The organism is Crenalkalicoccus roseus (assembly GCF_004761865.1).
Lineage (GTDB): Bacteria > Pseudomonadota > Alphaproteobacteria > Acetobacterales > Acetobacteraceae > Crenalkalicoccus > Crenalkalicoccus roseus.
Genome location: NZ_SJDM01000005.1, coordinates 174,588 through 197,914 on the forward strand (window position 1 = coordinate 174,588; position 23,327 = coordinate 197,914).

The following is a 23,327-nucleotide window of genomic DNA, read 5'->3' on the forward strand; positions in this document are numbered from 1 at the left end:
CCGCCGCACGCCGCTGCCTCACCCCGTCGCCGCGCGGCGCGCTGCGGGCATGGCGAACAGCCGCTCCCGCCCGAGCAGGAAGGCGCGGCCGCCGCGCGGGAACAGCCGTGCCAGCGCCGGGTCGGCGATGTCGAGTCCGCCCGCATAGGCGCCGAAGGCCGGCAGCACCAGGCGCCGCCCGTCGGTGAGGAAGCAGGGGCGGGTGATGCCGCCGCAGCGCGTCGGCATGGTCGCCTTCGGGTGGAAGTGGCCGGAGACCTCGGCGCCGGCCACCGGACCGGGCCGCGCCTCGTGGCGGAACACCACCGGCCCCTCCGCCCATTCCGCCGCCGCCTCGCCGGGCAGGCCGACGGGGGGCGCGGGGTCGTGGTTGCCGAGCACCCAGACCGTCTCGACCCCCTCCAGCATCCGCCGCAGCAGCGCGGCATCCCCGGGCGCGAGGCGCGCCGCGCCCGCCGCGTCGTGGAAGGAATCGCCGAGCGCGACCAGCCGCGCCGGGCGCCAGCGGCGCAGCACGGGCAGCAGGCGAAGCAGCGTCTCCCGCGTGTCGTAGGGCGGCACCGGCCGGCCGGCGCGGGCGAGGGCGCTGCCCTTCTCAAGGTGCAGGTCGGCCACCGCGAGCAGCCGCCGCGCCGGCCAGGCGAGGGCGCCGGCGGGGTCGAGCATCAGCCGCTCGCCGGCGAGGTGCAGCGGCGCCGGGATCATGCGCCGGCGAGGCCGCGCGGGGCGCGACGGGGAGGGCGGCGGCCCCGCCGCGGCCGGTCCACCACGCCGGCGCGGATGCGCACGCCCTCGGTCACCTCGGCCAGGGTCTCGGCGAAGAGTTCCGCGCCCTCCGTCGCCTCCCCGACCAGCGCCGCCGCCTCGGCGAGCAGCGCGTCCTCGGCGCCGCCGGCGACCCATTCGCGCCCCTCCTCGATCAGCGCCGGCACCGCGAGCGGCGAGACGCGGTCGAGCCGCAGGTGGCGGATGCGCCCCCTGGCGCGGGCCAGCACCAGCGCGATGCGGGAGACGTCGGTCAGCCCCGCCGCAGCCTCCTGGCGGGTGGCGCGCAGCAGCACGTGGTCCGGCTCATGCCGGCGCAGCACGTCGTAGATCAGGTCGGCGTTCATCGTCATCTGGCGGCCGGACTTCTCCTGCCCGGGGTGGTGCTTCTCGATCAGCCCGGCGATGGTGGCGATGTTGCGGAAGGTGCGGCGGAGCATGGAGCTCTCCGCCATCCACTCCTCCAGCTCCTCGCCGAGGATGTCCTCCTCGAACAGCGGCGCGACCTCGGTCGGCTCGAAGGCCGACCAGGCGGCGAGGACGTAGTCGGTGGCGAGGTAGCCGAGCGGGCCGTAGCCGAGCCTCTCCATGCGCCTCGTCACCAGCATGCCGAGCGTCTGGTGCGCGAGCCGCCCCTCGAAGCAGTAGGCGACCAGGAACCAGCGCCCGCCGCGCGGGAAGCTCTCCACCAGCAGCCCGTCCTTCTCCGGCAGGGCGGAGCGGCGCTGTTGCAGGCGCAGCCACTCGCGCACCGGCGCCGGCAGCGCGCCCCATCGCGCCGGGTCGTGCAGGATGGCGCGCACCCGCGCGGCGAGGAAGGTGGAGAGCGGCATCCGGCTGCCGGCATAGGCGGGCACGCGCGGCTCCCCCTCGCCGCCGCGGGAGACGAGGGCGGTGAGGGCATCGAGCGCCTCGAAGCGCAGGAGCTGGCCGGCGAAGAGGAAGCAGTCGCCGGGCTGGAGGGTGGAGACGAACCACTCCTCCACCTCGCCGAGCACCGGCCCGCCGCGCAGCCGCACCTTCACCATCGGCGTCTCGACGATGGTGCCGAGATTCAGGCGGAGCTGCCGCGCCACGCGCGCATCGCGCACATGCACGAGGCCCTCGGCGTCGCGGAACAGGCGGCGGAATCGGGCGTAGCCGCGGAGCGCGTAGCCCCCGTCCTCGACGAAGCGCAGCACGTCGTCGAAGTCGCGGCGGGAGAGGCCGGCATAGGGCGCGGCGCGCGTCACCTCGGCGTAGAGCGCGTCGGGGCGGAAGGGGGCGTGGCAGGCCATGGCGAGGACGTGCTGCGCCAGCACGTCGAGCCCGCCCGGGCGCGGCGGGTCGCCGTCGAGCTCCCCGGCCGCGACCGCCTCGAGCGCCGCGGCGCATTCCACCACCTCGAAGCGGTTGGCCGGCACCAGCACGGCGCGGGAGGGCTCCTCCATGCGGTGGTTGGCGCGGCCCACCCGCTGCAGCAGCCGCGCCACCCCCTTCGGCGCGCCGACCTGGATCACCTGGTCCACGTCGCCCCAGTCTATGCCGAGATCGAGCGAGGCGGTGGCGACCACGGCGCGGAGCCGCCCGGCGGCCATCGCCGCCTCCACCTTGCGGCGCTGCTCGACGGTGAGGCTGCCGTGATGCAGCGCGATCGGCAGGTTGTCCTCGTTCAGCCGCCACAGCGCCTGGAACACCAGCTCCGCCTGGGCGCGGGTGTTGACGAAGACGATGGTGACCCGCGCCTCGCGGATGCGGCGGTAGATCCCGGGCGCCGAGGCGAGGCCCATATGGCCGCCCCAGGGCAGGTGCCCCTCCGGCAGCATCACCGCGATCTCGGGGGCGGCGCCGCCCGCGGCCTCGATCAGCCGCACCGCCTCCGGCCGGCCGGTCGGCGAGAGGAAGGCGCGCAGCGGCGCGGGATGCGCCACGGTGGCGGAGAGGCCGATGCGCCGCGCCCCTGGCGCCAGCGTCGCCAGGCGCGACAGGCCGAGGGCGAGCTGGTCGCCGCGCTTGGTGCCGGCGAGGGCGTGGATCTCGTCCACCACCACGGCGCCGAGGCCGGCGAAGAGCGCCCCGGCCTCGGGCAGGGAGAGCAGCAGCGCGAGGCTCTCCGGCGTGGTGAGCAGGATGTCGGGCGGGTTCTCGCGCTGCCGGGCGCGGCGGTTGGCCGGCGTGTCGCCGGTGCGGGTCTCGATGCGGACGGGAAGGCCCATCTCCGCCACCGGCGCGGCGAGGTTGCGCGCCACGTCCACCGCCAGCGCCTTCAGCGGCGAGACGTAGAGGGTGTGCAGCGCGCCCCGCCCCGTCTCCGGCCGCGCCGCCAGCGCAACGAGGCTCGGCAGGAAGCCGGCGAGGGTCTTGCCGCCGCCGGTCGGGGCGACCAGCAGCGCCGAGGCGCCCGCCGCCGCCGCCTCCAGCACGGCGATCTGGTGCGGCCGCGGCGTCCATCCCCGGCGGGCGAACCAGGCGGCGAAGGGTTCCGGCAATGTTCCCATGGGCGGCGGGGACTATGGCGGGGGAAGGCCGCTGCGGGAAGCGAGGCGCGGCCTCAGCCCCGCTGCGGGAGCGGCAGCTTCACCACCCTGGCGCCCTGCCTGGGGCCGAGGGCGCGGGCGATGGCGGCGGCCAGATCCTCCTGGCGGTAGGGCTTGGCGAGGCGGGGGAATTCCGCCGCCGCCTCCCCGGGCAGGTCGGCATAGCCGGTCACGATCACCACCGGCAGCGCCGGGTACCGCTCGCGGATGCGGCGCGCCAGGTCGAGACCGTTCATCCCCGGCATGGCGTAGTCGGTCAGCACCAGCTCCACCGGCCCGGCGGCGAGCGCCTCCAGCGCCGCGAGGCCGCTGCCGGCGAGGCGGACATCGTGGCCGAGATCCTCGAGCATCGCCGCCGTGCCGGCCTGGATCAGCGGGTCGTCGTCCACCAGCAGGATGGTGCGGCGCCCGGCGGGCGGGGGCGGGGACTCGGCAGCGGGGCCCGGCGGCGGCCCGGCCGACGTGGCGGCCTCCGCCACCGGCAGCCACAGCGCCACCGTGGTGCCGCGGCCGGGCTCGCTCTCGATCACCAGCCTGCCGCCCGACTGCGCCGCCAGCCCGTGCACCATCGACAGGCCGAGGCCCGAGCCCTTGCCCGGCCCCTTGGTGGTGAAGAAGGGCTCGGTCGCCCGCTTCAGGGTCTCGGCGTCCATGCCGGTGCCGCTGTCGGCGACCGAGAGGCGGACGAAGCGGCCGCGGGGCAGGCCCTCCGGGCGCTCCACGCCGGGGGCGTCGCCGTCGCGCGCCTCGATCAGCAGCGAGCCGCCCATGGGCATGGCGTCGCGCGCGTTCACGGCGAGGTTCAGCAGCGCCATCTCGAGCTGGTTCGCATCCGCGCGCACCGGTGGCAGGCCGGGCGGGATGTCCACCGCGATACGGATGGCGGGGCCAAGGGAGCGGCGCAGCAGCTCGGTCATGCCGCGCACCAGGGCGCCGAGCTCGATCGCCTGCGGCCGCAGCTCCTGGCGGCGGGCGAAGGCGAGCAGGCGCTGGGTCAGCGCCGCGCCGCGCTCGGCCCCCTGCACCGCGCCCTCGAGCAGGCGGCGCAGGCGCGGGTCGTCGGGCAGGCGCTTGCGCAGCAGGCCGAGGTTGCCGAGCACCGCCATCAGCAGGTTGTTGAAATCATGCGCCACGCCGCCGGTGAGCTGGCCGAGCGTCTCCAGCTTCTGCGCCTCGTGGAGCTGCGCCTGCGCCGCCTTCAGCTCGCTGATGTCGCGCCCCTCGGCGACCAGCAGCACCACCGCCCCCGTCTCGTCGCGCAGCGGCTTGAGCGAGAAGTCGAGCGTCGCGGCGCGGCCGCCGGCACCGCGCGCCTCGGTCTCGTAGCGCACGAAGGCGCCCTGGGCGGCGCGGCGGATCGCCTCCTCCAGCCGGGCCCGCGCCGCCTCGTCGCCGCCCTCCCACCAGGGCGCCGCGGCGAAGGGGCGGCCGATCACCGCCTCCGGGGCGAGGCCGGCGAAGGCGAGCGCGGTCTCGTTCGCCTCGAGCAGCGTGCCGTCGGGGGAGAGCAGACCGATGAATTGGAATTGCGCGTTGAAGATGCCGCGGAACCGCGCCTCCTTCTCGCGGAGCCGCCGGTTCGCCTCGGCCAGCGCCGCGGTCCGCTCCGCCACCCGGGCCTCCAGCGCGCCGCGGGCCTGGCGTAGCGCCGCGTTGGCGGCGGCGAGCTCGGCCAGGGTCCGCTCCTCCCGCCGGCTCAGCGCGCCGGCGACCCAGGCGAGGCCGCCGAGCGCCACCAGCACGAAGCCGCCGAGCCAGAGGGACCAGACGAGGTCGCGGCGGAACGGCACCAGGGCGCTCTCCACCGGCACGCTGACGGTGGCGATCGCCGGCCGGCCCTCCAGCGGGCGGAAGGCGACGAGGCGGTCCCGCCCCTCCCGCGCGCCGAGGCGGAGGGCGCCGGCCTGCCCGGCCAGGGCGCGCTCCAGCACCTCCGGCGCCAGGGAGATCCGCCCGATCTGCTCCGGCGTCAGGCCGGTGCGCGCGATGACGCGCCCCTCCGGCGTCCAGAGGCCGAGATTGGCCCCGCGCACCGTCTCGGTGCCGAGCGCCAAGTCCTGGAAGAAGCCGGGGCGCAGGGCGATCTGCACCACGCCCTCGAGCGCGCCGCCGGCGCCGTGGAGCGCGCGGCTGTAGGTGGAGAGCACGTCGCGGGTGAGGCGGCTGACCAGGGCCTCGCCGATGTGGCGCTCCGCGCCCTCGACATGGGCGCGGAACCAGGGCCGGTCGGCGAGCGGCGTCTCCGGCGCCGGATGGGCCTCGCTGAGCGCCACCGGCACCCCGTTCGGGTCCACCACCAGGATGTAGCCGCCGGGCAGGCGGCTGGCGAGGCGGCGCAGCCAGCGGAACGCCTCCTCGTCGCCGCGCAGCGCCATGACGCCGCCGCGGCGCGCGATCCCCTCCACGACCTGGTCTATGACCAGGTCGCCGGTGTCGAGAATGCGGTGGGCGTGCTCCTCGACAATGCGCGCGAGATCGCGCGCCGAGGCCTCCGCCCAGCGCAGCGCCGAGCGGTGCTCCGACCACAGCGCGAGGCCGCGCAGGCCGAGATTGGTCACGGCCAGGAGGGCGACGATCAGGTAGACGAGATGGCGGACACGCCGGATGCCGGACATGCGCCTGCGCCTCCCTGTCTCCGGGCTGCGCGATATGCGGGAGGAAGGGCGGCCGTGGCAGGGGCCCCGCCCGGCCCGCCGGTCAAGGCTTCGTGACGAAGGCGGATGCGTTCGGGTCGCATCGCGGGGCGGAGCGCCTCAGCCGCGGCGGAAGGCCAGCACGGCGCGGGTTCCGCTTCCGGCCGGCTCCATCCGCAGCCGGGCCTTGGCCTGCCGGGCGAGGCGGGGCACCAGGTTGAGCCCGAGGCGGTGCCTCGGCACCTGCTGGCGGACCGAGTCGGGCAGGCCGACGCCGTCATCCTCGACCACGATCTCCCCCTCGCCGGGCGCCGTCATGCGCAGGGCGAGCAGGATCCGCCCCGGCCGGCCCCAGGGGAAGGCGTGCTGGCAGGCGTTCACCACCAGCTCGTTCACGATCAGCGCCAGAGGGGTCGCCTGCGCCACCGGCACCATCACGCCGGGCTCGAGCCGCTCCTCCAGCCGGATGCCCGGCCGCCCTGCCGTCTCGACCGCGAGCCGCGCGGTGGCCGAGAGTTCGGGGCCAAGCTCCACGCCGGCATCGCCGCAGACGCGGAACATGCGGTCCTGCACGTGGCTCGCCAGCATCACCCGCGTCGCCGCCGCGCGCAGGGCCTGTGCCACCGCCGGGTCGCTCGCCCGTCCGGCCTGCAGGGTGAGGAAGGAGGTGGTCGCCTGGGTGTTGTTCTTCACGCGGTGGTGCAGCTCGGCGAGCAGCGCCTCCCGCTCCGCCAGCATGCGGTGCCGCTCCTCCAGCGCCTGCTTCATCTCGGTGACGTCCACGCAGGAGCCGAAATAGCCGGCGAAGGCGCCGTTCACCTCATAGGGGCGGCCGTTGTCCAGCACCCAGCGCCAGGCGCCGTCATGCCGGCGCAGGCGGTAGTCCATGGTGAAGGGGCGGCGCGCCTCGAAGGCCGCGGCGTAGGTCGCGAGGCAGCGGTCGAGGTCCTCGGGGTGCACCCCCTCGGTCCAGCCGAAGCCGAGCTCCTGCTCCAAGCTGCGGCCGGTGAAGTCGAGCCAGGGCTTGTTGAAGAAGTCGCAGCCCCGGCTGCGGTCGGCGCGCCAGATCATCACCGGCGCGTTGTCGGCCAGCAGGCGGAACTGGTCGCCGGTCACGCCGGCGAGCGCTACGGATCTGTCCTCGCTTCCCGCCATCCTGACGCCAAGCCCTTGAACCGCCACGCTGTTGCGAGGCTGCATACGCCTGACGCGCAAGCGGGGAACAGGTTCCCCACCCTTCGGTGGAGTCGCTTGACCGCACCCGCCCCCGCCTCACCTAACCACGGGGACGCAAGGAGAGCCATGCCACCGCATCCCGAAACCTGGCTGCGGGTGACGCCAGAGGGGCTGTTCTGCGTCCCGGGCGGCTTCCACATAGATCCCCTCCGGCCGGTCGCGCGGGCGGTGATCACCCATGGCCATGCCGATCATGCGCGGCCCGACCACGGCGCGGTGCTGGCGACGCCGGAGACGCTGGCGGTGATGCGCACCCGGCTGGGGGCGGCGCGGGCCGGGGCCTCGCAGCAGCCGCTGCGGCCGGGGGAGGCGCTGACCGAGCGCGGGGTGCGGCTGTGGCTGCGCCCGGCGGGCCACATCCTGGGCTCGGCCCAGATCTGCCTGGAATGGCGGGGCAGCCGGGTGGTCGTCTCCGGCGACTACAAGCGCCAGCCGGACCCGACCTGCGCCCCCTTCGAGCCGCAGCCCTGCGACGTCTTCGTCACCGAGGCCACCTTCGCCCTGCCGGTGTTCCGCCACCCGCCGCCGGAGCGGGAGGCGGCGAAGCTGCTGCACAGCCTCGCCCTGTTCCCGGAGCGGACGCATGTGGTCGGCTGCTACGCGCTCGGGAAGTGCCAGCGGCTGATCCGGCTGCTGCGCGCCGCCGGCTGGGACCGCCCCATCCACCTGCACGGCGCGCTGCTCGGGCTGTGCCGGCTGTACGAGGAGCTCGGCGTCGCGCTCGGCCCGCTGCTGCCGGCGACGGCGGCGGATCGGGCGGCGCTGCGCGGCGCCATCGTGCTGGCCCCGCCCTCGGCGGTGGCCGACCGCTGGGCGCGGCGCCTGGCCGAGCCGGTGGTGGCGCTGGCCAGCGGCTGGATGCGGGTGCGCCAGCGCGCCAAGTCCCGCGGCGTGGAGCTGCCGCTCGTCGTCAGCGACCATGCCGACTGGGACGGGCTGCTGGCGACGATCGTCGAGGTCGGGGCGCCGGAGGTGTGGGTGACGCACGGGCGCGACGACGCGCTGGTGCACGCCCTCGGCCAGCGCGGCATCCGCGGCCGGGCGCTGCACCTGGTCGGCCTTGGCGAGGAGGATGAGGGGCCTGAGGCGGCGCCGGCCGCGGACGCGGCATGAGCCTGCCCGCCTTCGCCGCGCTGCTGGAGCGCCTGGTCTTCACCCCCGGGCGCAACGCCAAGCTTGCCCTGCTGCGCGACTGGTTCGCCACCCAGCCCGACCCGGACCGCGGCGTCGGCCTCGCCGCCCTGACCGGGGAGCTGGCCTTCACCGCCGCCAAGCCCGCCCTGGTGCGCGACCTGGTGGCGGCGCGCACCGACCCGGTGCTGCTCGCCCTCAGCCACGACTATGTGGGCGACTTCGCCGAGACGGTGGCGCTGATCTGGCCGGAGAGGGAGGGGGCGAACGCCCCGCCGCCCGGCTTGGCGGAGGTGGCGGAGGCGCTGGAGCTGACGCCGAAGGCAGGCCTGCCGGCGCTGATCGCGGGCTGGCTCGACACCCTGGATGCGGGCGGGCGGCTGGCGCTGATCAAGCTGGTGACCGGGGGGCTGCGCGTCGGCGCCGCGGCGCGCCTCGCCCGCACCGCCCTCGCCGAATGGTCGGGGAAGCCCGTGGAGGCGATCGAGGAGGTGTGGCACGGCGTGGCGCCGCCCTACCTGCCGCTCTTCGCTTGGCTCGAGGGGCGCGGGCCGCGGCCGGATCCGCGCGGCGCCCCGGTGTTCCGGCCGCTGATGCTGGCACACCCGCTGGACGACGCCGAGGTGGCCGCCCTCGACCCCGCCGAGTGGCGGGCGGAGTGGAAGTGGGACGGCATCCGGGTGCAGCTCGCCGCCGGGCCGGGCGGGCGGCGGATCTGGAGCCGCGGCGGGGAGGACGTCTCCGCCGCCTTCCCCGAGATCCTGGAGGCGATGGCGTTCCACGCCGTGCTCGACGGCGAGCTCTTGGTGATCCGGGACGGGGCGGTGGCGCCCTTCGCCGATCTGCAGCAGCGGCTGAACCGCAAGCTGGTCCCGGCGCGGCTGCGACGCGACGTCCCGGTGGGGGTGCGGCTCTACGACCTGCTGTTCGAGGGGGAGGAGGATCTCCGCCCGCTGCCCTTCGATGCGCGGCGCCGGCGGCTGGAGGCGTGGGCGGCGCGGGCGCGGCCGGCGCGCATGGACCTCTCCCCGCAGATCGCCTTCGCTTCCTTCGCGCAGCTCGCGGCGATCCGCTCCGGGGCGCGCGCCGCCTCGATCGAGGGGCTGATGCTGAAGCGCGCCGACAGCCCCTATGTCGCGGGGCGGGTGAAGGGGCTGTGGTGGAAGTGGAAGCGCGACCCGCTCTCCATCGACGCCGTGCTGATGTACGCCCAGCGCGGCCACGGCAGGCGGTCGAGCTTCTACAGCGACTACACCTTCGGCCTGTGGCGCCCGGACGGGCGGGGGGGCGAGGAGCTGGTGCCGGTGGGCAAGGCCTATTCCGGCTACACGGACCAGGAGCTGGCCTGGCTCGACCGCTGGATCCGCGCCCACACCATCGCCCGCTTCGGCCCGGTGCGGGAGGTGGAGAAGACCCTGGTGCTGGAGGTGATCTTCGACGCGGCGCAGCGCAGCACCCGGCACAAATCGGGCGTGGCGCTGCGCTTCCCGCGCATCGCCCGCATCCGCACCGACAAGCCAGCGGGCGAGGCGGACCGGCTGGAGAACCTGCTGGCCTATGTGGAGGACCGGCCGTCCGACGATGCCTGACGATCGGCAAGGCGCCTGCGGCCCAGCGGAAGCAGCCCCGGAGCGGACCCGCCCGAGCGGGCGAAGAGGCCCGCGCGGCCAGCGGGCCGGAGCGCTCGCCGCGAGCCGGGGCGAACGGAAGCGGCCCTAGCCCGGCGGACGCCGCTGCGCCAGCGCCTCCGCCGCCAGCAGGAGCACGGGCAATGCCGCGAGGCAGGCGAGGAGGATCCGGGCGCGGAGGGTCTGCATGGCCCTGTTCCTTTGCAATAACTCAGGTTACCTCGCGTCGCGTTCCTTCTCAAGCCGCGCCATCATGCCGCGAGCGACGGCCTGCAGCGGATGCTCGGCCTGGCCGAGAAGGCTCGCCTGGGCCGAGGAGGCGCCGTTGCCGCGCGGCCCCTCGCGCAGGGTATGGATCGCCGCCTCCAGCGCCCGCTCGGTCGTAGCCGTCAGCGCCTGCCGGTCCCAGGAGGAGACCCGGCCGCCGGCCAGGCGGTTCATCAGGATGGTGGCCGCGGTCACCGCGTAGAGGGCCCGCTCCTTCTCCCGCTCCCGCGGATCGCGCAGGATGTTCGTGAAGCAGGCCATGTCGAGACCGATCAGCAGCAGCGCCTGCTCCTGATCCTCGGCCGTGGCGTCCTCGGGCCTGACGTAGCGCCGGTGCCGCATGTTCAGGTGCGCCTGCAGCCAGCCGGCGTAGGAGGAGACCATCGCCTGGCGCCAGCGGTTGGCGGGCAGGTCACAGGCCCGCTCGGGGCCGGAGGTCCATTCGGGCAGGGAGGCCCGCTGCCCGGCGGCGCCGAGCACCTGATGGAAGCGCAGGATCAGTCCCCTGAGGCCGCTTTCCGTCACCGGCACGGCGGCGGCGGTGCCTTCCGAGGATTCCTGGATGTAGAGGATCTCCTGATAGACGTAGAGCTGGTGCCACAGCCAGGCCGCCCGCAGCGCCTCCCGGTCCGGCGCGTCGGCCACCGGCCCGCCCTGCGCGGCGGCCTGCGCGACCAGGGTCTGGGGGGAGGGGCGCTCCGGTTCCGGGGGGCGGTCCAGCGCCTCCACCAGCCTGGCGAGGTCGTCGAGCCATTCCGCGAGCAGGCGGAACGAGGCCTCGTGGTCGCCGAGGCTGGCCAGCGCCATCGCCGCAAGCAGCGAGAGGTAGGGGCTGAAGCCGGTGGTGCCGAGGCTGGCCTCGGAGGCGAATTCCTCCACCACGAAGCGGGCGAGCCGCTCCACCTCCGCCTCCCCGAGGGGCTGGCACCGGGTATCCTCCCGGTCCTGCCACTGGCCGAGCAGCCAGGGGTGCTGGAAGCCGCGCGCCCATCTCACGACCTCGTTGTGGGCCCTGAACAGCTCGCGGACGAGGTAGCGCAGCACCTCGGCCATGTCGTGCCGGTCCCCCGCGCCGCCCGCGGCCGGGACCACGACGCCCGAGGGCTGCCGCAGCGCCCGGCGCGCCGCCTCCGCGCCGGGATGCCCGCGCAGGCGGTCCAGCATCACCTGGTGCTCCAGCCGGGACCAGTACTTGGCCAGCCGGGTCAGGTACTCCACCGCCTTGGTGGAGCGGTACTCCAGCAGGGCCCGCTCCCCGGTATTGGCGACGAAGGCGTTCAGGCAGGCGATGGCGGGCGCCATGCTCGCCAGCATCCCCTCCTGCGCGCCGCCGAGAGGGGCGAGGCGCGCCGCCTGCCCCCGCACGGTGCCGGCGACCTGCTCGGCCGCCATCGCGGACGGCACGACCCGCGCCCCCGGCGCGGCGCGGCCGGCCGGCTGGCCGAGTTCCTGGATGGTCTGCGCCAGCAGCAGGTGGATGATCGTGGCCCGGTCGCGCTCCACCTGGTGCACCCTGGCCTTCGCCTGCGGCGCCCCGGTCCTCGCCTGCTGTACGCCCGCGGACGGCGAGGTCGGCTCCGCCGCGAAATGGGTGGTGAGCAGCGTCTCCGGCCCGCTCTCCGGCGGCGGGGGGTGCGTCAGGCTGCGCATCCGGTGCAGGCGGTGGGGCACGAAGCCGTTGCGGTCGGCGGTGAGCTTGCCGGTGGGGTCGGCGAAGGTGGTGGCCTGGCGGATCGCCTCGGCGGTGCGGTCCCCGGCCGCGCTGCCCAGGGTGACGCCGATGCCGGCGGGCATGCTGAAGCCGGTGACGCGGGCGAGGAACGGCCGCCATTCCGTCACCGGGAACAGCCCCGCCACCACCAGCACCGCGAGCGCCAGGCCGCCCGCCCCCTCCTTCGCGGCGCGCAGCAGCTCCGCCGTCGTGCGGGGCGGGGGGGCGTCGCGGTCCTTTCCGCGGGCAGCAGGGGCGCCGGCCTGCGCGGCCCGCTCCGCGCCGCGCTGCTGGTCGGCGAGCAGGTAGCCGATCAGGGCGCCGATGAGGGCGGCGTCGAGCGGCACGTCGATCAGGAAGGCGCTGATCCGCCGGTTGACCCACCCCGCGCCGAGGAGAGCGTGAGCCAGGATCGCGGCCGCGAAGAGCAGCAGGACCAGCGGCAGGAGGCGCGACAGGGTGCCGCGGCGGAGGCAGCGCTCCTGCGCCATCAGCGCCGAGTAGCTCGCGAACAGGCCGAGGCAGAGGCAGATGGCGCGGAACATGGGGGTTCCCTCCTGCCCGGAGGGCGCCGCGGCCGTTGCGCGCGCGTGGCGCCTTCCGCTTCAACTCGGTCGAAGTCCAGCGCGCCCGCGCTTGCGCCGCTGTGCGGCAACGCACATCTTCGGACTTCGGCCGGCAAGCAGAGATTCAGGACCCATGGAGCAGCAGGGCGGCGACTCGCGCCGCATCACCATCCACCGCCCCGAGGATTTCGAGGGGATGCGCCGCGCCGGCCGCCTCGCGGCCGAAACGCTCGACATGATCGCCGCCCATGTCCGCCCCGGCGTCACCACCGCCGCACTCGACCGGCTGTGCCACGACTTCATCCTGGCGCGCGGCGCGGTGCCGGCGCCGCTCGGCTACCGCGGCTTCCCGAAATCCATCTGCACCTCGGTGAACCACGTGGTCTGCCACGGCATCCCGGGCGAGCGCGTGCTGGCCGAGGGCGACATCCTCAACATCGACGTCACCGTCATCCTCGACGGCTGGCACGGCGATTCCAGCCGCATGTACGTCGCCGGCCAGCCTTCCACCCGCGCCCGGCTGCTGCTCGACGTCACCTACGAGGCGATGATGCGCGGCGTGGCGGCGGTGAAGCCCGGTGCCACCCTCGGCGACATCGGCCATGCCATCCAGCTCTTCGTCGAGCGGCACCGCTTCTCGGTGGTGCGCGACTTCTGCGGCCACGGCATCGGCCGCCGCTTCCACGAGCCGCCGAACGTCCTGCATTTCGGCCGCCCCGGGGAGGGGCCGGTGCTCCGCCCCGGCATGTTCTTCACCATCGAGCCGATGGTGAACGCCGGCCGGCCGGAGGTGAAGATCCTCGACGACGGCTGGACCGCCGTCACGCGCGACCGCAGCCTCTCCGCCCAGTTCGAGCACATGGTGGGCGTGACCGAGACCGGGGTGGAGGTGTTCACCCTCTCCCCCGCCGGCCTGCACAAGCCGCCCTACCGCTTCTGAGCCGTCGCCGCGCGGGCGGTGAGGCGGCCGCCGGCATGGGCCGTTGCGCGAGCCATTGCGCTCGCGCACGAAGCGCGGCTTGATGGTCCGGCATGGAAGGCGGCGGGGGCGGCATGGACGGGCGGAGGGGCGGCAGGGGGTTCGGCGACGCCGGCGCGCCATTCCCGCCGCGCGCGGCGGCGCCGGAGCAGGCGGCGCTGCTGCCCGGGGCGCCGGCCGCGGAGGCCCCGCCCGGCCATCACGGCCACCGCGCCCGCATGCGGCGGAAGCTGATCGCCGCCGGGCCGGACGCCCTGCTCGACCACGAGCTGCTGGAGATGGTGCTGTTCCTCGCCCTGCCGCGGCGGGACACCAAGCCGATCGCCCGCGCCCTGCTGGCGCGCTTCGGCAGCTTCGCCGGCGCCATCGCCGCCCCGCCGGCGGAGCTCCTCCGCGTCGAGGGGCTGGGCGAGGCGGGCCTCGCCGCGCTCAAGACCGTGCAGGGGGCGGCGCTGCGCCTCGCCGCGGCCGAGCTGCGCGACCGGCCGCTGCTCGACAGCTACGATCGCTTGGTCCGCTACCTGGCCGCCGCCCTGGCGCGGGAGCGGGTGGAGCAGTTCCGCGTGCTGTTCCTCGACGCCCGCAACCACCTGCTCGCCGACGAGGCGCAGGCGCGCGGCACCGTCAACCACACGCCCGTCTATCCGCGCGAGGTGCTGCGCCGGGCGCTGGAGCTCGGCGCCACCGCGCTCGTGCTGGTGCACAACCACCCGAGCGGCGACCCCACCCCCTCCCGCGCCGATCTCGAGATGACGCGCGAGGTGCAGGCGGCCGCGGCGGCGCTCGGCATCCTGCTGCACGACCATCTGGTGATCGGCAATGGCCGCCACGTCTCCCTGCGGCGGGAGGGGCTGCTATGATCGCCGCCTCCATCTGACCGGGAGGCTGCCGCGCCGGCACGCTCCGCCCATGGCCCGATTCCCCGCGCATCTGCTCGGTGCCTGCCTGATCGGCCTCTCCCTGGCTTCCGGGGCCGCCGCGCGGCAGGACAGGCCGCCGCCCCCCGGGGCGGCGGAGAGCCTGCCCGCCAAGGGCGGGACCCTGGCGCAGTCGCCCGCCGCCACGCCCTCCGGCAAGCCGCCGCCGCTGCCCCCCGGCAGCGACCCCTTCCTGGGCGGCGCTCCGCCGCCGCGCCGCGCCGCCGCCTCCGGCACCGGCTTCGTGGTGGCGCCGGGGCGGGTGCTGACCAATTTCCACGTCACCGAGGGCTGCGCCGAGCTGCGCCTGCGCGCCGGCGGCGGCGCCGAGATGGCCGCCACCGTCGCCGCCGCCGATCCGGGGCGCGACCTGGCGCTGCTCGCCGTGCGGGGCAACCCGGGCCCGCCCCTGCGCTTCCGCCAGGGGCCGCCGGTGCGGCGGGGGGAGGGGGTGGTCACCTACGGCTTCCCCCTCGCCGGGCTGCTCTCCTCCGGTCCCACCCTGACGACGGGCGAGATCTCGGCGCTTTCCGGCCTGCGCGACAACCAGGCGCATTTCCAGATCAGCGCCCCGGTGCAGCCGGGCAATTCGGGCGGGCCGCTGCTCGACCTCAGCGGCAACGTGGTCGGGGTGGTGGTGTCCAAGCTGAACGCCCAGCGCGTGGCGCAGACCACCGGCGACATCCCGCAGAACGTCAATTTCGCGGTCAAGGCCGGGGAGGCGATCGACTTCCTGCGCCGCCACGGCGTGCAGCCGCTGCTGGCGACGAGCGGCGCCCTGCGGGGCGCCGCCGAGGTGGGAGAGGTGGCGCACCCCTCCACCGTGTTCCTGCGCTGCCTGCGCTGAGAGGGGAGGGTGAGATGGGCCGGATCGACGCCGCCACGCTGAAGGCCTGGATCGGTGACGGGCGGGAGCTCGCCATCCTCGACGCGCGCGAGGAGGGGGAGTTCGGCCGCGCCCACCTGTTCTGGGCCACGCCCTGCCCGCTGTCGCGGGCGGAGCTGCGCCTGCGCGCCCTGCTGCCGCGCCTCTCCACCCGCATCTGCTGCGTGGATGGCGGGGAGGGGGGGCTCGCCGAGCGCCTCGCCGGCTTGCTCGCCGGCATGGGCGCCACCGAGGTGCATGTGCTGGACGGCGGGGTGCCGGCCTGGCGGGAGGCGGGCTTCGTCGTGTTCTCCGGCGTCAACGTGCCCTCCAAGGCCTTCGGCGAGTGGGTGGAGCACCATTACGGCACGCCGAGCGTGGACCCGGCGGAGCTGAAGGCGATGGCCGAGGCCGGGGAGGACATGGTGATCCTCGACAGCCGCCCGCTCGACGAGTTCCGCCGCATGTCCATCCCCGGCGCGATCAACGTGCCGGGCGGGGAGCTGGTCTACCGCATCGGGGAGATCCTGCGCTCGCCGCGCACCACGGTGGTGGTGAACTGCGCCGGCCGCACCCGCTCCATCCTCGGCGCCGAGTCGCTGCGCCGCGCCGGCCTGCCGAACCGCGTGGTGGCGCTGCGCAACGGCACCATGGGCTGGGAGCTGGCCGGCTTCGCCTGCGACCGCGGGCGGGAGGCGAGCTACCCCCGCGGCACCCCGGCCTCTCTGGCGGAGGCGCGGGCGCGCGCCGCCGCCTTCGCCGCCCGCCACGGCGTGCGCCCGCTCGACGCGGCGGGGCTCGCCGCGCTCCGCGCCGACCCGGACCGCACCACCTACCTGCTCGACGTGCGCGACCCGGAGGAGTTCGCCGCCGGCCACCTGCCGGGCAGCCTCAGCGCGCCGGGCGGGCAGCTCGTGCAGGCGACCGACCGCTGGGTGGCGGTGCGCCATGCCCGCATCGTGCTGGTGGACGATACGGGGGTGCGCGCCCGCATGACCGGCGGCTGGCTGCGCCAGCTCGGTGGCTGGGACGTCCATGTGCTGGAGGGCGGGCTGGACGGGCCGCTGGAGCGAGGCCACCCGCCGCCCGCCTGCCCCGAGGCGGCGGCGATCCGCCCCGCCACGGTCGCCGCGCCGGAACTCGCGGCGATGCTCGGGGAGGGCGGGGCGCAGGTGGTGCAGCTCTCCCGCTCGCTCGACTTCCGCGAGGCGCACATCCCGGGTGCGCTCTGGGGCGTGCGCACGCGGCTGGCGGCGCTGGCGCCGCGCCTCGACGCCGGCCGCCCGGTGGTGGTCGCGGCCGAGGAGGAGGCGGTCGGCCGCTTAGCCGTGCCGGAGCTCGAGGCGCTGGGGCGGGCGCCGGTGCTGCTGCTGCGAGGCGGCCTCGCCGCCTGGCGGGCGGGGGGCTTCCCGCTCGCCGCCGACCGGCGCGACCCGCCCGATGCCGCCTGCATAGACGCCTATCTCCGCCCCTATGACCGCAACGAGGGGGTGGAGGAGGCGATGCGGGAATACCTCTCCTGGGAGGTCGCCCTGGTGCACGAGGTGGCGCGCGACGGCGACGCCCGCTTCGGCACGGCGCCGGCATGAGCCCGGCCGGCGGCGCGGACGCGGCGCCGCTTGCCCGGCTGCGGAGCGGGCTGGCGCGGCTCGGCGTGGGGCTGCTGGACGCGCTGCTGCCGCCGCAATGCCTCACCTGCGAGGCGCCGGTGGACCGGCAGGGCGCGCTCTGCCTCGCCTGCTTCAGCGGCCTCTCCTTCATCACCGCCCCGCTCTGCGCGCGCTGCGGCGTGCCCTTCCCGCATTCCGGCATGGGCCTGCCGGGGCCGGAGGGGCTGCTCTGCCCCGCCTGCGAGGAACACCCGCCGGCCTACGCCGCCGCCCGGGCCGCGCTCCGCTACGACGAGGGGGCGCGGCGGCTGATCCTGCCCTTCAAATACGCCGACCGCACCGAGCTGGCCCTGCCGCTGGCGCGGCACATGGCCCGCGCCGGGGCGGCGCTGCTGGCGCGGGCGGAGCTGATCGCCCCGGTGCCGCTGCACCGGCGGCGGCTGCTGGCGCGGCGCTACAACCAGGCGGCGCTGCTCTCCGCCCGGCTGGCGCGCATGGCGGGCAGGCCGCACGTGCCGGACCTGCTGCGCCGGCTGCGGCCGACGCCGCCGCTCGGCGAGCGCGGCGCGGCGGAGCGCGCGGCGGTGCTGGCCGGTGCCTTCGCCCTCGGCCGCGGCGCGGCGCGGCGGGTCGCCGGGCGGCGGGTGCTGCTGGTGGACGACGTGCTGACCTCCGGCGCCACGGCGGAGGCCTGCGCCCTGGTGCTGCTGGAGGCCGGGGCGCGGGCGGTGGAGGTGCTGGCCGCCGCCCGGGTGCCCGACCCCCGGCTCGAGGCCGTCGCCGCTTGACCGGCGGCGGCGGCCCGCCAACTCTGCCCCATGGCCAAGGTCGAGATCTACACCACCCTCTTCTGCCCCTATTGCGCGCGCGCCAAGGCGCTGCTCGACCGCAAGGGGGTGGCGTATGAGGAGCACGACGCCCCGCACGGCTCGGAGGCGCGGCGCCAGGCGATCGAGCGTTCCGGCGGGCGCACCACCGTGCCCCAGATCTTCATCGACGGCCGGCCGATCGGCGGCTCGGACGAGCTGGCGGCGCTGGAGCGGGCAGGCAAGCTGGACGCGCTGCTGGCCGGCTGACACGGCCTTGTCACGGACACTGGCACTCCTTGTGGTCGAGTGCCAGATTACATCCTGAATCGGCCCCGCGGGGCCAGGGAACACCGGGATGATCCGTTACGACCTCCGCTGCAGCCAGGACCACGAGTTCGACGGCTGGTTCAAGGACAGCGACGCCTTCGACAAGCTCCGGAAGGCCGGCATGGTGGAATGCCCGGCCTGCGGCAGCACGCAGGTGGCGAAGCGGCTGATGGCCCCGGCCGTGGTCAAGGCGCCGGGCGTGAAGGGGCGGCCGGAGCGCGGGCAGGCGCCGCCACCCCCCGCGGCGGTGAAGCCGCCCGCGGCGCCGGGGCCGATGCCGGCGCAGCTCGTGGCGGCGCTGCAGCGCCTGCGCGCCGAGGTGGAGAGGCACTGCGACTACGTCGGCAAGGATTTCGCCGAGGAGGCCCGCCGCATCCACCGCGGCGAGAGCGAGCGCGCCGGCATCTACGGCGAGACCACCGAGGCCGAGGCCGAGGCGCTGGAGGAGGAGGGGATCGCCTTCGCCCGCATTCCCTGGGTGCCGCGCGCCGAGGGCTGATGCCGGTGGCCCGCCCTGGGGCCGCTTCCGCCCCGCCGGGCCCGCGGCAACGGCTCCGGACCTCCGTCTGGAGCACCCTCCGTTCGCCCGATCTCGCGGAGGCCGCCCCAGCTCCTTGATCCTGCGGGCATCCTCACCCGTCCGGGCGGGTCCGCCTGGACGGGACCTGCCCTAGAGCAGATCGCGGACGGCGGGAAACGGCCGGGAGCGTGACTCTGCCCTACGAACAATGGGCTGGAGCCGTTTCCGCGTTCATGGCCGAGTGGAAACGGCTCTAGCGCCGCGCCATGACCAGGTAGTTCACCCCGACGTCGCGGCTGATGCGCCACCGCCCGCTGAGCGGGTCCATGCTCAGCCCGGCGATGTCGGCCACGCGCAGCCCGGCGCCGCGCAGCGCCGCGCCGAGCTCCGCCGGGCGGAGGAACATCCGCCAGTCATGCGTGCCCACGGGCAGCAGGCGCAGCACGTATTCCGCGCCGAGCTTGGCCAGCAGGAAGGAGCGCGCGGTGCGGTTCAGCGTCGAGAGGAAGACCAGCCCCTCCGGCTTCGCCAGGGTGGCGAGGTGGCGGCAGAAGGCGTTGCGATCGGCGACGTGCTCGATCACCTCGAGGGCCAGCACCGCGTCGAACCCCCCCACGCCCCCGGCCAGCAGCCGCTCCGGCGTGCCCTCCCGGTAGGTGATGGCGAGGCCGCCGGCCGCAGCGTGGGCGCGGGCGGCGGCGAGCGCCTCCCCGGCGGCGTCGAGGCCGGTGACGGCGGCGCCGGCGCGGGCCAGCGCCTCGCTCGCCAGCCCGGCGCCGCAGCCGACATCGAGCACGCTGAGCCCGGCCAGCGCGTCGGGCGCCGCCGGGTCCCGCCCGTGGTGGCGGGCGATGCGCCCGATGATCCAGCCCATCCGCGCCGGGTTCATGGCGTGCAGCGGCGCCATCGGGCCGCGCGGGTCCCACCAGCGCGCCGCCAGGCGGTCGAATTTGGCGATCTCCCCGGCCAGCGCCGTGTGGCCCTCACGCTGCATCCGCGCCCCTCCTGCGTGCTCCCCGTGCCACGCCATGTTGCGGCGCGGGGGCCGCCCCGGTATCTGTGCCGCCCGGCGCGCGCCGGCAACCGCCGCCGACGCCCTTCCGGACCAGAGGCGCCGCGAGCCCATGTCCCGCATCGTGATGAAGTTCGGCGGCACCTCCGTCGCCGATCTCGACCGTATCCGCAACGTCGCCCGGCGCGTGAAGCGCGAGGTCGAGGCCGGCCACGAGGTCGCCGTGGTGGTCTCCGCCATGGCCGGCGTCACCAACCAGCTCGTGAAGTGGTGCCAGGACCTCTCGCCGCTGCACGACGCGCGCGAGTACGACACCGTGGTGGCGACCGGGGAGCAGGTGACGATCGGCCTGCTCGCCATCGCCCTGCAGGCGGAGGGGGTGGACGCCCGCTCCTGGCAGGGCTGGCAGGTGCCGATCCGCACCGACGGCGCCCACGGCAAGGCGCGGGTGGAGGCGATCGAGGGCGCGGAGCTGATCCGCCGGATGCGGATGGGCCAGGTGCCGGTGGTGGCCGGCTTCCAGGGCATCGGCCCGGACAACCGGGTGACCACCCTCGGCCGCGGCGGCTCCGACCTCTCGGCGGTGGCGCTGGCGGCGGCGGTGCGCGCCGACCGCTGCGACATCTACACGGACGTGGACGGGGTCTACACCACCGATCCGCGCATCGTGCCGCGCGCCCGCAAGCTCGAGCGCATTTCCTACGAGGAGATGCTGGAATTGGCCTCGGTCGGGGCCAAGGTGCTGCAGACGCGCTCGGTCGAGCTGGCGATGAAGCAGCGCGTGCGGGTGCAGGTGCTCTCCTCCTTCGAGGAGCGGCCGGGCACCCTGGTGGTGGACGAGGACGAGATCGTGGAACAGCCCGTTGTCAGCGGCATCGCCTATTCCCGGGACGATGCCAAGGTGACGCTCCGGCGGGTGCCGGACCGGCCGGGGGTGGCGGCCGCCGTCTTCGGCGCCCTCGCCAGGGCCAACGTCAACGTGGACATGATCGTGCAGAACATCGGCGCCGACGGGCTGACCGACATGACCTTCACCGTCGGCAAGGCCGACCTCGCACGCGCCCAGGACGTGCTGGAGAAGGCGCGGGAGGAGGTGGGGTTCGAGGCGCTGCTCGCCGACCCCGAGGTGGCGAAGATCAGCGTCGTTGGCATCGGCATGCGCAGCCATGCCGGGGTCGCCAACACCATGTTCCGGGCGCTTGCCGAGAAGGGGATCAACATCCAGGTCATCTCGACCAGCGAGATCAAGGTCAGCGTGCTGGTCGGCGCCGAATACACCGAGCTCGCGGTGCGGGCCCTGCACACCGCCTACGGCCTGGACGCCCCCGCCTGATGGATGCGCTGCCGCCCCAGGGCCGCGCCGCCGCCGCGCTCGAGCGGCTGATGGCGCGCGGCGCCGCCTTCCTCGGCAGCCGCCACGCCATCATGGGCGGGGCGATGAGCTGGGTCAGCGAGCGCCACCTGGTCTCCGCCCTCTCCAACGCCGGGGCCTTCGGCGTGATCGCCTGCGGCGCCATGGACCCGCCGCGCCTGGCCGAGGAGATCGCCGCCACCCAGGCGCTGACCGGCCGCCCCTTCGGCGTGAACCTCATCACCATGCATCCGCAGCTCGAGGCGCTGGTGCAGGTCTGCCTCGACGCCGGGGTGGGCCACATCGTCTTCGCCGGCGGCATCCCCCCCGGCGCGGCGATCCGCAAGGCGAAGGAGGGGGGGGCGAAGGTGGTCTGCTTCGCCCCGGCGCTGGCGCTGGCGAGGAAGCTGGTGCGCAGCGGCGCCGACGCGCTGGTGATCGAGGGCTCGGAGGCGGGCGGCCATATCGGCCCGGTCAGCCTGAACGTGCTGGCCCAGGAGATCCTGCCCACCATGGCGCGCGAGGTGCCGGTCTTCGTCGCCGGGGGCATCGGGAGGGGGGAGGCGATCCTCTCCTACCTGGAGATGGGGGCGGCGGGGGTGCAGCTCGGCACCCGCTTCGTCTGCGCCAGCGAATGCATCGCCCATCCGCGCTTCAAGCAGGCCTTCCTCCGCGCCGCGGCGCGCGACGCCGTGCCGACGGTGCAGCTCGACGAGCGCTTCCCGGTGATCCCGGTGCGCGCGCTGCAGAACCAGGGCACCCGCCGCTTCATCGAGCACCAGGCGGCGGTGATCCGCCGCTTCCAGGCCGGGGAGCTGACCAAGGAGGCGGCGCAGCTCGAGATCGAGCATTTCTGGGCCGGGTCGCTGCGCCGCGCCGTGATCGAGGGCGATGTCGAGCAGGGCAGCCTGATGGCCGGGCAGAGCGTTGGCATGGTCACGCGCGAGCAGCCGGCGGCGGAGATCATCGCCGAGCTGATCGGCCAGGCGGTGGCGGCCCTGGCGGCGCGCGAGGCCGGCTGAGGCGGGCCCCGGACGGCGCCGCGGGCTTTGGCGCCGCGCCCGGGGCTGCCATATTGCGCCCGAGCCATGGGAACACCGGACCGATGAGCTATCGCCCCTACCAGCAGATCGCCCGCAGGAAGTCGCGCCAGATCCGGGTGGGAAAGGTGCCGGTCGGCGGCGGCGCGCCGATCCCGGTGCAGACCATGACCAACACCCCGACCGAGGACGTGCGGGCGACGGTCGAGCAGATCCGCCGCTGCGAGCTGGCCGGGGCCGACATCGTCCGCGTCTCCGTCCCGACGCCGGAGAGCACCGCGGCGCTGGCCGAGATCGTGCGCGAGGTGAACGTGCCGATCGTCGCCGACATCCACTTCCACTACCGCCGCGCCATCGAGGCGGCGAAGGCCGGCGCCGCGTGCCTGCGCATCAACCCCGGCAACATCGGCTCGAAGGAGCGGGTGAAGGAGGTGGTGAAGGCGGCGCGGGACCACGGCTGCTCCATCCGCATCGGCGTCAACGCCGGCAGCCTGGAGAGGCACCTGCTCGAGAAGTACGGCGAGCCCAATCCCGAGGCGCTGGTCGAGAGCGCGCTCTGGCACGCCGCGCACCTGCAGGAGGAGGATTTCCACGAGTTCAAGATCAGCGTGAAGGCCTCCGACGTGTTCCTGGCCGTCGCCGCCTACCAGCAGCTCGCCGAGGCCTGCGACCACCCGCTGCACATCGGCATCACCGAGGCGGGCGGGCGGCGCACCGGCACGGTGAAGAGCGCGATCGGCCTCGGCAACCTGCTCTGGGCCGGCATCGGCGACACGCTGCGCGTCTCCCTCTCCGCCGAGCCGGAGGAGGAGGTGCATGTCGGCTGGGAGATCCTGAAGTCGCTCGGCCTCAGGCACCGGGGGGTGAAGATCATCTCCTGCCCCTCCTGCGCCCGGCAGGGCTTCGACGTCATCCGGACGGTGGCGGTGCTGGAGGAGCGGCTGGCGCATATCGAGACGCCGATCACCCTCTCCATCATCGGCTGCGTGGTGAACGGGCCGGGGGAGGCGCTGATGACCGACATCGGCCTGACCGGCGGCGGCGCCGGGCGGCACATGGTCTATGCCGCCGGCAAGACCGACCACACCATCGACGAGGCGGCGATGGTGGACCACCTGGTGGACCTGGTGGAGCGCAAGGCTGCCCAGATCCGGGCCGAGGAGGAGGCCGCCAGGGCCGCGGAGGCGGCGCCCCGGGCGGCGGAGTGAGGGCGGGGGCCGGGGCATGTCCGGCCTTGGCTTCGCCGCGCTGCTGATCGGCCGGCTGCTGCCGCCCGACCGGCGGCGGATGGAGCGGGCGCTGGAGCGCCAGGACGCGACCCTGCTGCGCCTCGGCCTGGTCCTGGCGGTCGAGCTGGTGCTGTTCGCGGGGCTGACGCTCCTCGTGGTGCTGGGCTGAGCGGGCAAGGGGGGCGCCGGGGCCGTGACCGGGCCGCCGCCGGGAA

At 75.3% G+C, this 23,327-nt stretch carries 19 protein-coding genes; 13 read left to right on the top strand and 6 right to left on the bottom strand.

Features of this window, described 5'->3' with window-relative positions; all coding sequences use genetic code 11:
- Positions 1-18 precede the first annotated feature (18 nt).
- From pdeM to ET526_RS06995, 4 genes are all read right to left on the bottom strand, one after another.
- Positions 19-705 (bottom strand): ligase-associated DNA damage response endonuclease PdeM, encoded by a 687-nt coding sequence (gene pdeM / locus ET526_RS06980; protein WP_135466963.1) that lies wholly within the window; start codon positions 703-705, stop codon positions 19-21.
- A complete protein-coding gene (locus ET526_RS06985) occupies positions 702-3,242 on the bottom strand; it encodes a ligase-associated DNA damage response DEXH box helicase (RefSeq protein ID WP_135466964.1) in 2,541 nt (846 codons plus the stop codon). Before ET526_RS06985 ends, pdeM begins: the two co-directional genes overlap by 4 nt.
- Before the next feature lie 53 nt (positions 3,243-3,295).
- Entirely contained in the window at positions 3,296-5,896 is a 2,601-nt protein-coding gene (locus tag ET526_RS06990) for a hybrid sensor histidine kinase/response regulator (RefSeq protein ID WP_135466965.1), read from the bottom strand.
- Between the two features lie 138 nt (positions 5,897-6,034).
- Positions 6,035-7,030 carry a sensor histidine kinase gene (locus ET526_RS06995; protein ID WP_204623525.1) on the bottom strand — a complete coding sequence of 332 codons (996 nt, stop codon included), beginning with the start codon at positions 7,028-7,030 and terminating at the stop codon, positions 6,035-6,037.
- A 186-nt stretch (positions 7,031-7,216) separates the two neighbouring features.
- Here ET526_RS06995 and ET526_RS07000 point away from each other — a divergent pair, with 186 nt between their 5' ends.
- The gene (locus ET526_RS07000) at positions 7,217-8,263 is read left to right on the top strand and encodes a ligase-associated DNA damage response exonuclease (protein ID WP_135466967.1); all 1,047 of its coding nucleotides are present in this window, start codon (positions 7,217-7,219) and stop codon (positions 8,261-8,263) included.
- Positions 8,260-9,870, top strand: coding sequence for a cisplatin damage response ATP-dependent DNA ligase (locus ET526_RS07005; RefSeq protein ID WP_192898665.1), 1,611 nt, complete (start codon positions 8,260-8,262; stop codon positions 9,868-9,870). The genes ET526_RS07000 and ET526_RS07005 overlap by 4 nt, the downstream gene beginning before the upstream one ends.
- A 255-nt stretch (positions 9,871-10,125) precedes the next feature.
- Here ET526_RS07005 and ET526_RS07010 read toward each other — a convergent pair whose 3' ends face one another.
- Positions 10,126-12,432, bottom strand: a complete 2,307-nt coding sequence (locus tag ET526_RS07010; RefSeq protein ID WP_135466968.1) for a hypothetical protein — start codon at positions 12,430-12,432, stop codon at positions 10,126-10,128.
- 154 nt (positions 12,433-12,586) lie between these two features.
- On the opposite strand from ET526_RS07010, the gene map reads away from it, so the two are divergent.
- From map to ET526_RS07045, 7 genes are all read left to right on the top strand, one after another.
- Positions 12,587-13,393, top strand: coding sequence for a type I methionyl aminopeptidase (map, locus tag ET526_RS07015; RefSeq protein WP_135466969.1), 807 nt, complete (start codon positions 12,587-12,589; stop codon positions 13,391-13,393).
- Positions 13,394-13,485: 92 nt separating this feature from the next.
- On the top strand, positions 13,486-14,292 hold the full coding sequence (gene radC / locus ET526_RS07020; protein ID WP_240048290.1) for a RadC family protein: 807 nt from the start codon (positions 13,486-13,488) through the stop codon (positions 14,290-14,292).
- A gap of 49 nt (positions 14,293-14,341) precedes the next feature.
- Positions 14,342-15,196 (top strand): S1 family peptidase, encoded by an 855-nt coding sequence (locus tag ET526_RS07025; RefSeq protein WP_240048291.1) that lies wholly within the window; start codon positions 14,342-14,344, stop codon positions 15,194-15,196.
- A 14-nt stretch (positions 15,197-15,210) separates the two neighbouring features.
- A complete protein-coding gene (locus ET526_RS07030; protein ID WP_135466971.1) occupies positions 15,211-16,803 on the top strand; it encodes a rhodanese-like domain-containing protein in 1,593 nt (530 codons plus the stop codon).
- A complete protein-coding gene (locus ET526_RS07035) occupies positions 16,800-17,612 on the top strand; it encodes a ComF family protein (RefSeq protein WP_192898666.1) in 813 nt (270 codons plus the stop codon). The genes ET526_RS07030 and ET526_RS07035 overlap by 4 nt, the downstream gene beginning before the upstream one ends.
- A 30-nt stretch (positions 17,613-17,642) precedes the next feature.
- Positions 17,643-17,900, top strand: a complete 258-nt coding sequence (grxC, locus tag ET526_RS07040; protein ID WP_135466972.1) for a glutaredoxin 3 — start codon at positions 17,643-17,645, stop codon at positions 17,898-17,900.
- Positions 17,901-17,988: 88 nt separating this feature from the next.
- Positions 17,989-18,459 (top strand): DUF1178 family protein, encoded by a 471-nt coding sequence (locus ET526_RS07045; protein ID WP_135466973.1) that lies wholly within the window; start codon positions 17,989-17,991, stop codon positions 18,457-18,459.
- A 274-nt stretch (positions 18,460-18,733) separates the two neighbouring features.
- Here ET526_RS07045 and ubiG read toward each other — a convergent pair whose 3' ends face one another.
- On the bottom strand, positions 18,734-19,474 hold the full coding sequence (gene ubiG / locus ET526_RS07050) for a bifunctional 2-polyprenyl-6-hydroxyphenol methylase/3-demethylubiquinol 3-O-methyltransferase UbiG (RefSeq protein WP_135466974.1): 741 nt from the start codon (positions 19,472-19,474) through the stop codon (positions 18,734-18,736).
- Between the two features lie 130 nt (positions 19,475-19,604).
- On the opposite strand from ubiG, the gene ET526_RS07055 reads away from it, so the two are divergent.
- From ET526_RS07055 to ET526_RS21225, 4 genes are all read left to right on the top strand, one after another.
- The gene (locus tag ET526_RS07055; protein ID WP_135466975.1) at positions 19,605-20,825 is read left to right on the top strand and encodes an aspartate kinase; all 1,221 of its coding nucleotides are present in this window, start codon (positions 19,605-19,607) and stop codon (positions 20,823-20,825) included.
- Complete coding sequence (locus tag ET526_RS07060; RefSeq protein ID WP_135466976.1) at positions 20,825-21,865, top strand: NAD(P)H-dependent flavin oxidoreductase; 1,041 nt, start codon at positions 20,825-20,827, stop codon at positions 21,863-21,865. The genes ET526_RS07055 and ET526_RS07060 overlap by 1 nt, the downstream gene beginning before the upstream one ends.
- Positions 21,866-21,948: 83 nt before the next feature.
- The gene (ispG, locus tag ET526_RS07065; RefSeq protein ID WP_135466977.1) at positions 21,949-23,091 is read left to right on the top strand and encodes a flavodoxin-dependent (E)-4-hydroxy-3-methylbut-2-enyl-diphosphate synthase; all 1,143 of its coding nucleotides are present in this window, start codon (positions 21,949-21,951) and stop codon (positions 23,089-23,091) included.
- Between the two features lie 16 nt (positions 23,092-23,107).
- A complete protein-coding gene (locus ET526_RS21225; protein WP_158295517.1) occupies positions 23,108-23,281 on the top strand; it encodes a hypothetical protein in 174 nt (57 codons plus the stop codon).
- Positions 23,282-23,327: the final 46 nt, after the last annotated feature.

Bases quoted from the DNA above. Each gene is read 5' to 3' on its own strand.
- ubiG (WP_135466974.1), bottom strand. From the start codon at position 19,474: ATGCAGCGTGAGGGCCACACGGCGCTGGCCGGGGAGATCGCCAAATTC.
- pdeM (WP_135466963.1), bottom strand. From the start codon at position 705: ATGATCCCGGCGCCGCTGCACCTCGCCGGCGAGCGGCTGATGCTCGAC.
- grxC (WP_135466972.1), top strand. From the start codon at position 17,643: ATGGCCAAGGTCGAGATCTACACCACCCTCTTCTGCCCCTATTGCGCG.
- radC (WP_240048290.1), top strand. From the start codon at position 13,486: ATGGAAGGCGGCGGGGGCGGCATGGACGGGCGGAGGGGCGGCAGGGGG.
- ET526_RS07005 (WP_192898665.1), top strand. From the start codon at position 8,260: ATGAGCCTGCCCGCCTTCGCCGCGCTGCTGGAGCGCCTGGTCTTCACC.
- ispG (WP_135466977.1), top strand. From the start codon at position 21,949: ATGAGCTATCGCCCCTACCAGCAGATCGCCCGCAGGAAGTCGCGCCAG.
- ET526_RS07055 (WP_135466975.1), top strand. From the start codon at position 19,605: ATGTCCCGCATCGTGATGAAGTTCGGCGGCACCTCCGTCGCCGATCTC.
- ET526_RS06985 (WP_135466964.1), bottom strand. From the start codon at position 3,242: ATGGGAACATTGCCGGAACCCTTCGCCGCCTGGTTCGCCCGCCGGGGA.
- ET526_RS21225 (WP_158295517.1), top strand. From the start codon at position 23,108: ATGTCCGGCCTTGGCTTCGCCGCGCTGCTGATCGGCCGGCTGCTGCCG.
- ET526_RS07010 (WP_135466968.1), bottom strand. From the start codon at position 12,432: ATGTTCCGCGCCATCTGCCTCTGCCTCGGCCTGTTCGCGAGCTACTCG.
- ET526_RS07045 (WP_135466973.1), top strand. From the start codon at position 17,989: ATGATCCGTTACGACCTCCGCTGCAGCCAGGACCACGAGTTCGACGGC.
- ET526_RS07035 (WP_192898666.1), top strand. From the start codon at position 16,800: ATGAGCCCGGCCGGCGGCGCGGACGCGGCGCCGCTTGCCCGGCTGCGG.
- map (WP_135466969.1), top strand. From the start codon at position 12,587: ATGGAGCAGCAGGGCGGCGACTCGCGCCGCATCACCATCCACCGCCCC.
- ET526_RS07025 (WP_240048291.1), top strand. From the start codon at position 14,342: ATGGCCCGATTCCCCGCGCATCTGCTCGGTGCCTGCCTGATCGGCCTC.
- ET526_RS06990 (WP_135466965.1), bottom strand. From the start codon at position 5,896: ATGTCCGGCATCCGGCGTGTCCGCCATCTCGTCTACCTGATCGTCGCC.
- ET526_RS07060 (WP_135466976.1), top strand. From the start codon at position 20,825: ATGGATGCGCTGCCGCCCCAGGGCCGCGCCGCCGCCGCGCTCGAGCGG.
- ET526_RS07030 (WP_135466971.1), top strand. From the start codon at position 15,211: ATGGGCCGGATCGACGCCGCCACGCTGAAGGCCTGGATCGGTGACGGG.
- ET526_RS07000 (WP_135466967.1), top strand. From the start codon at position 7,217: ATGCCACCGCATCCCGAAACCTGGCTGCGGGTGACGCCAGAGGGGCTG.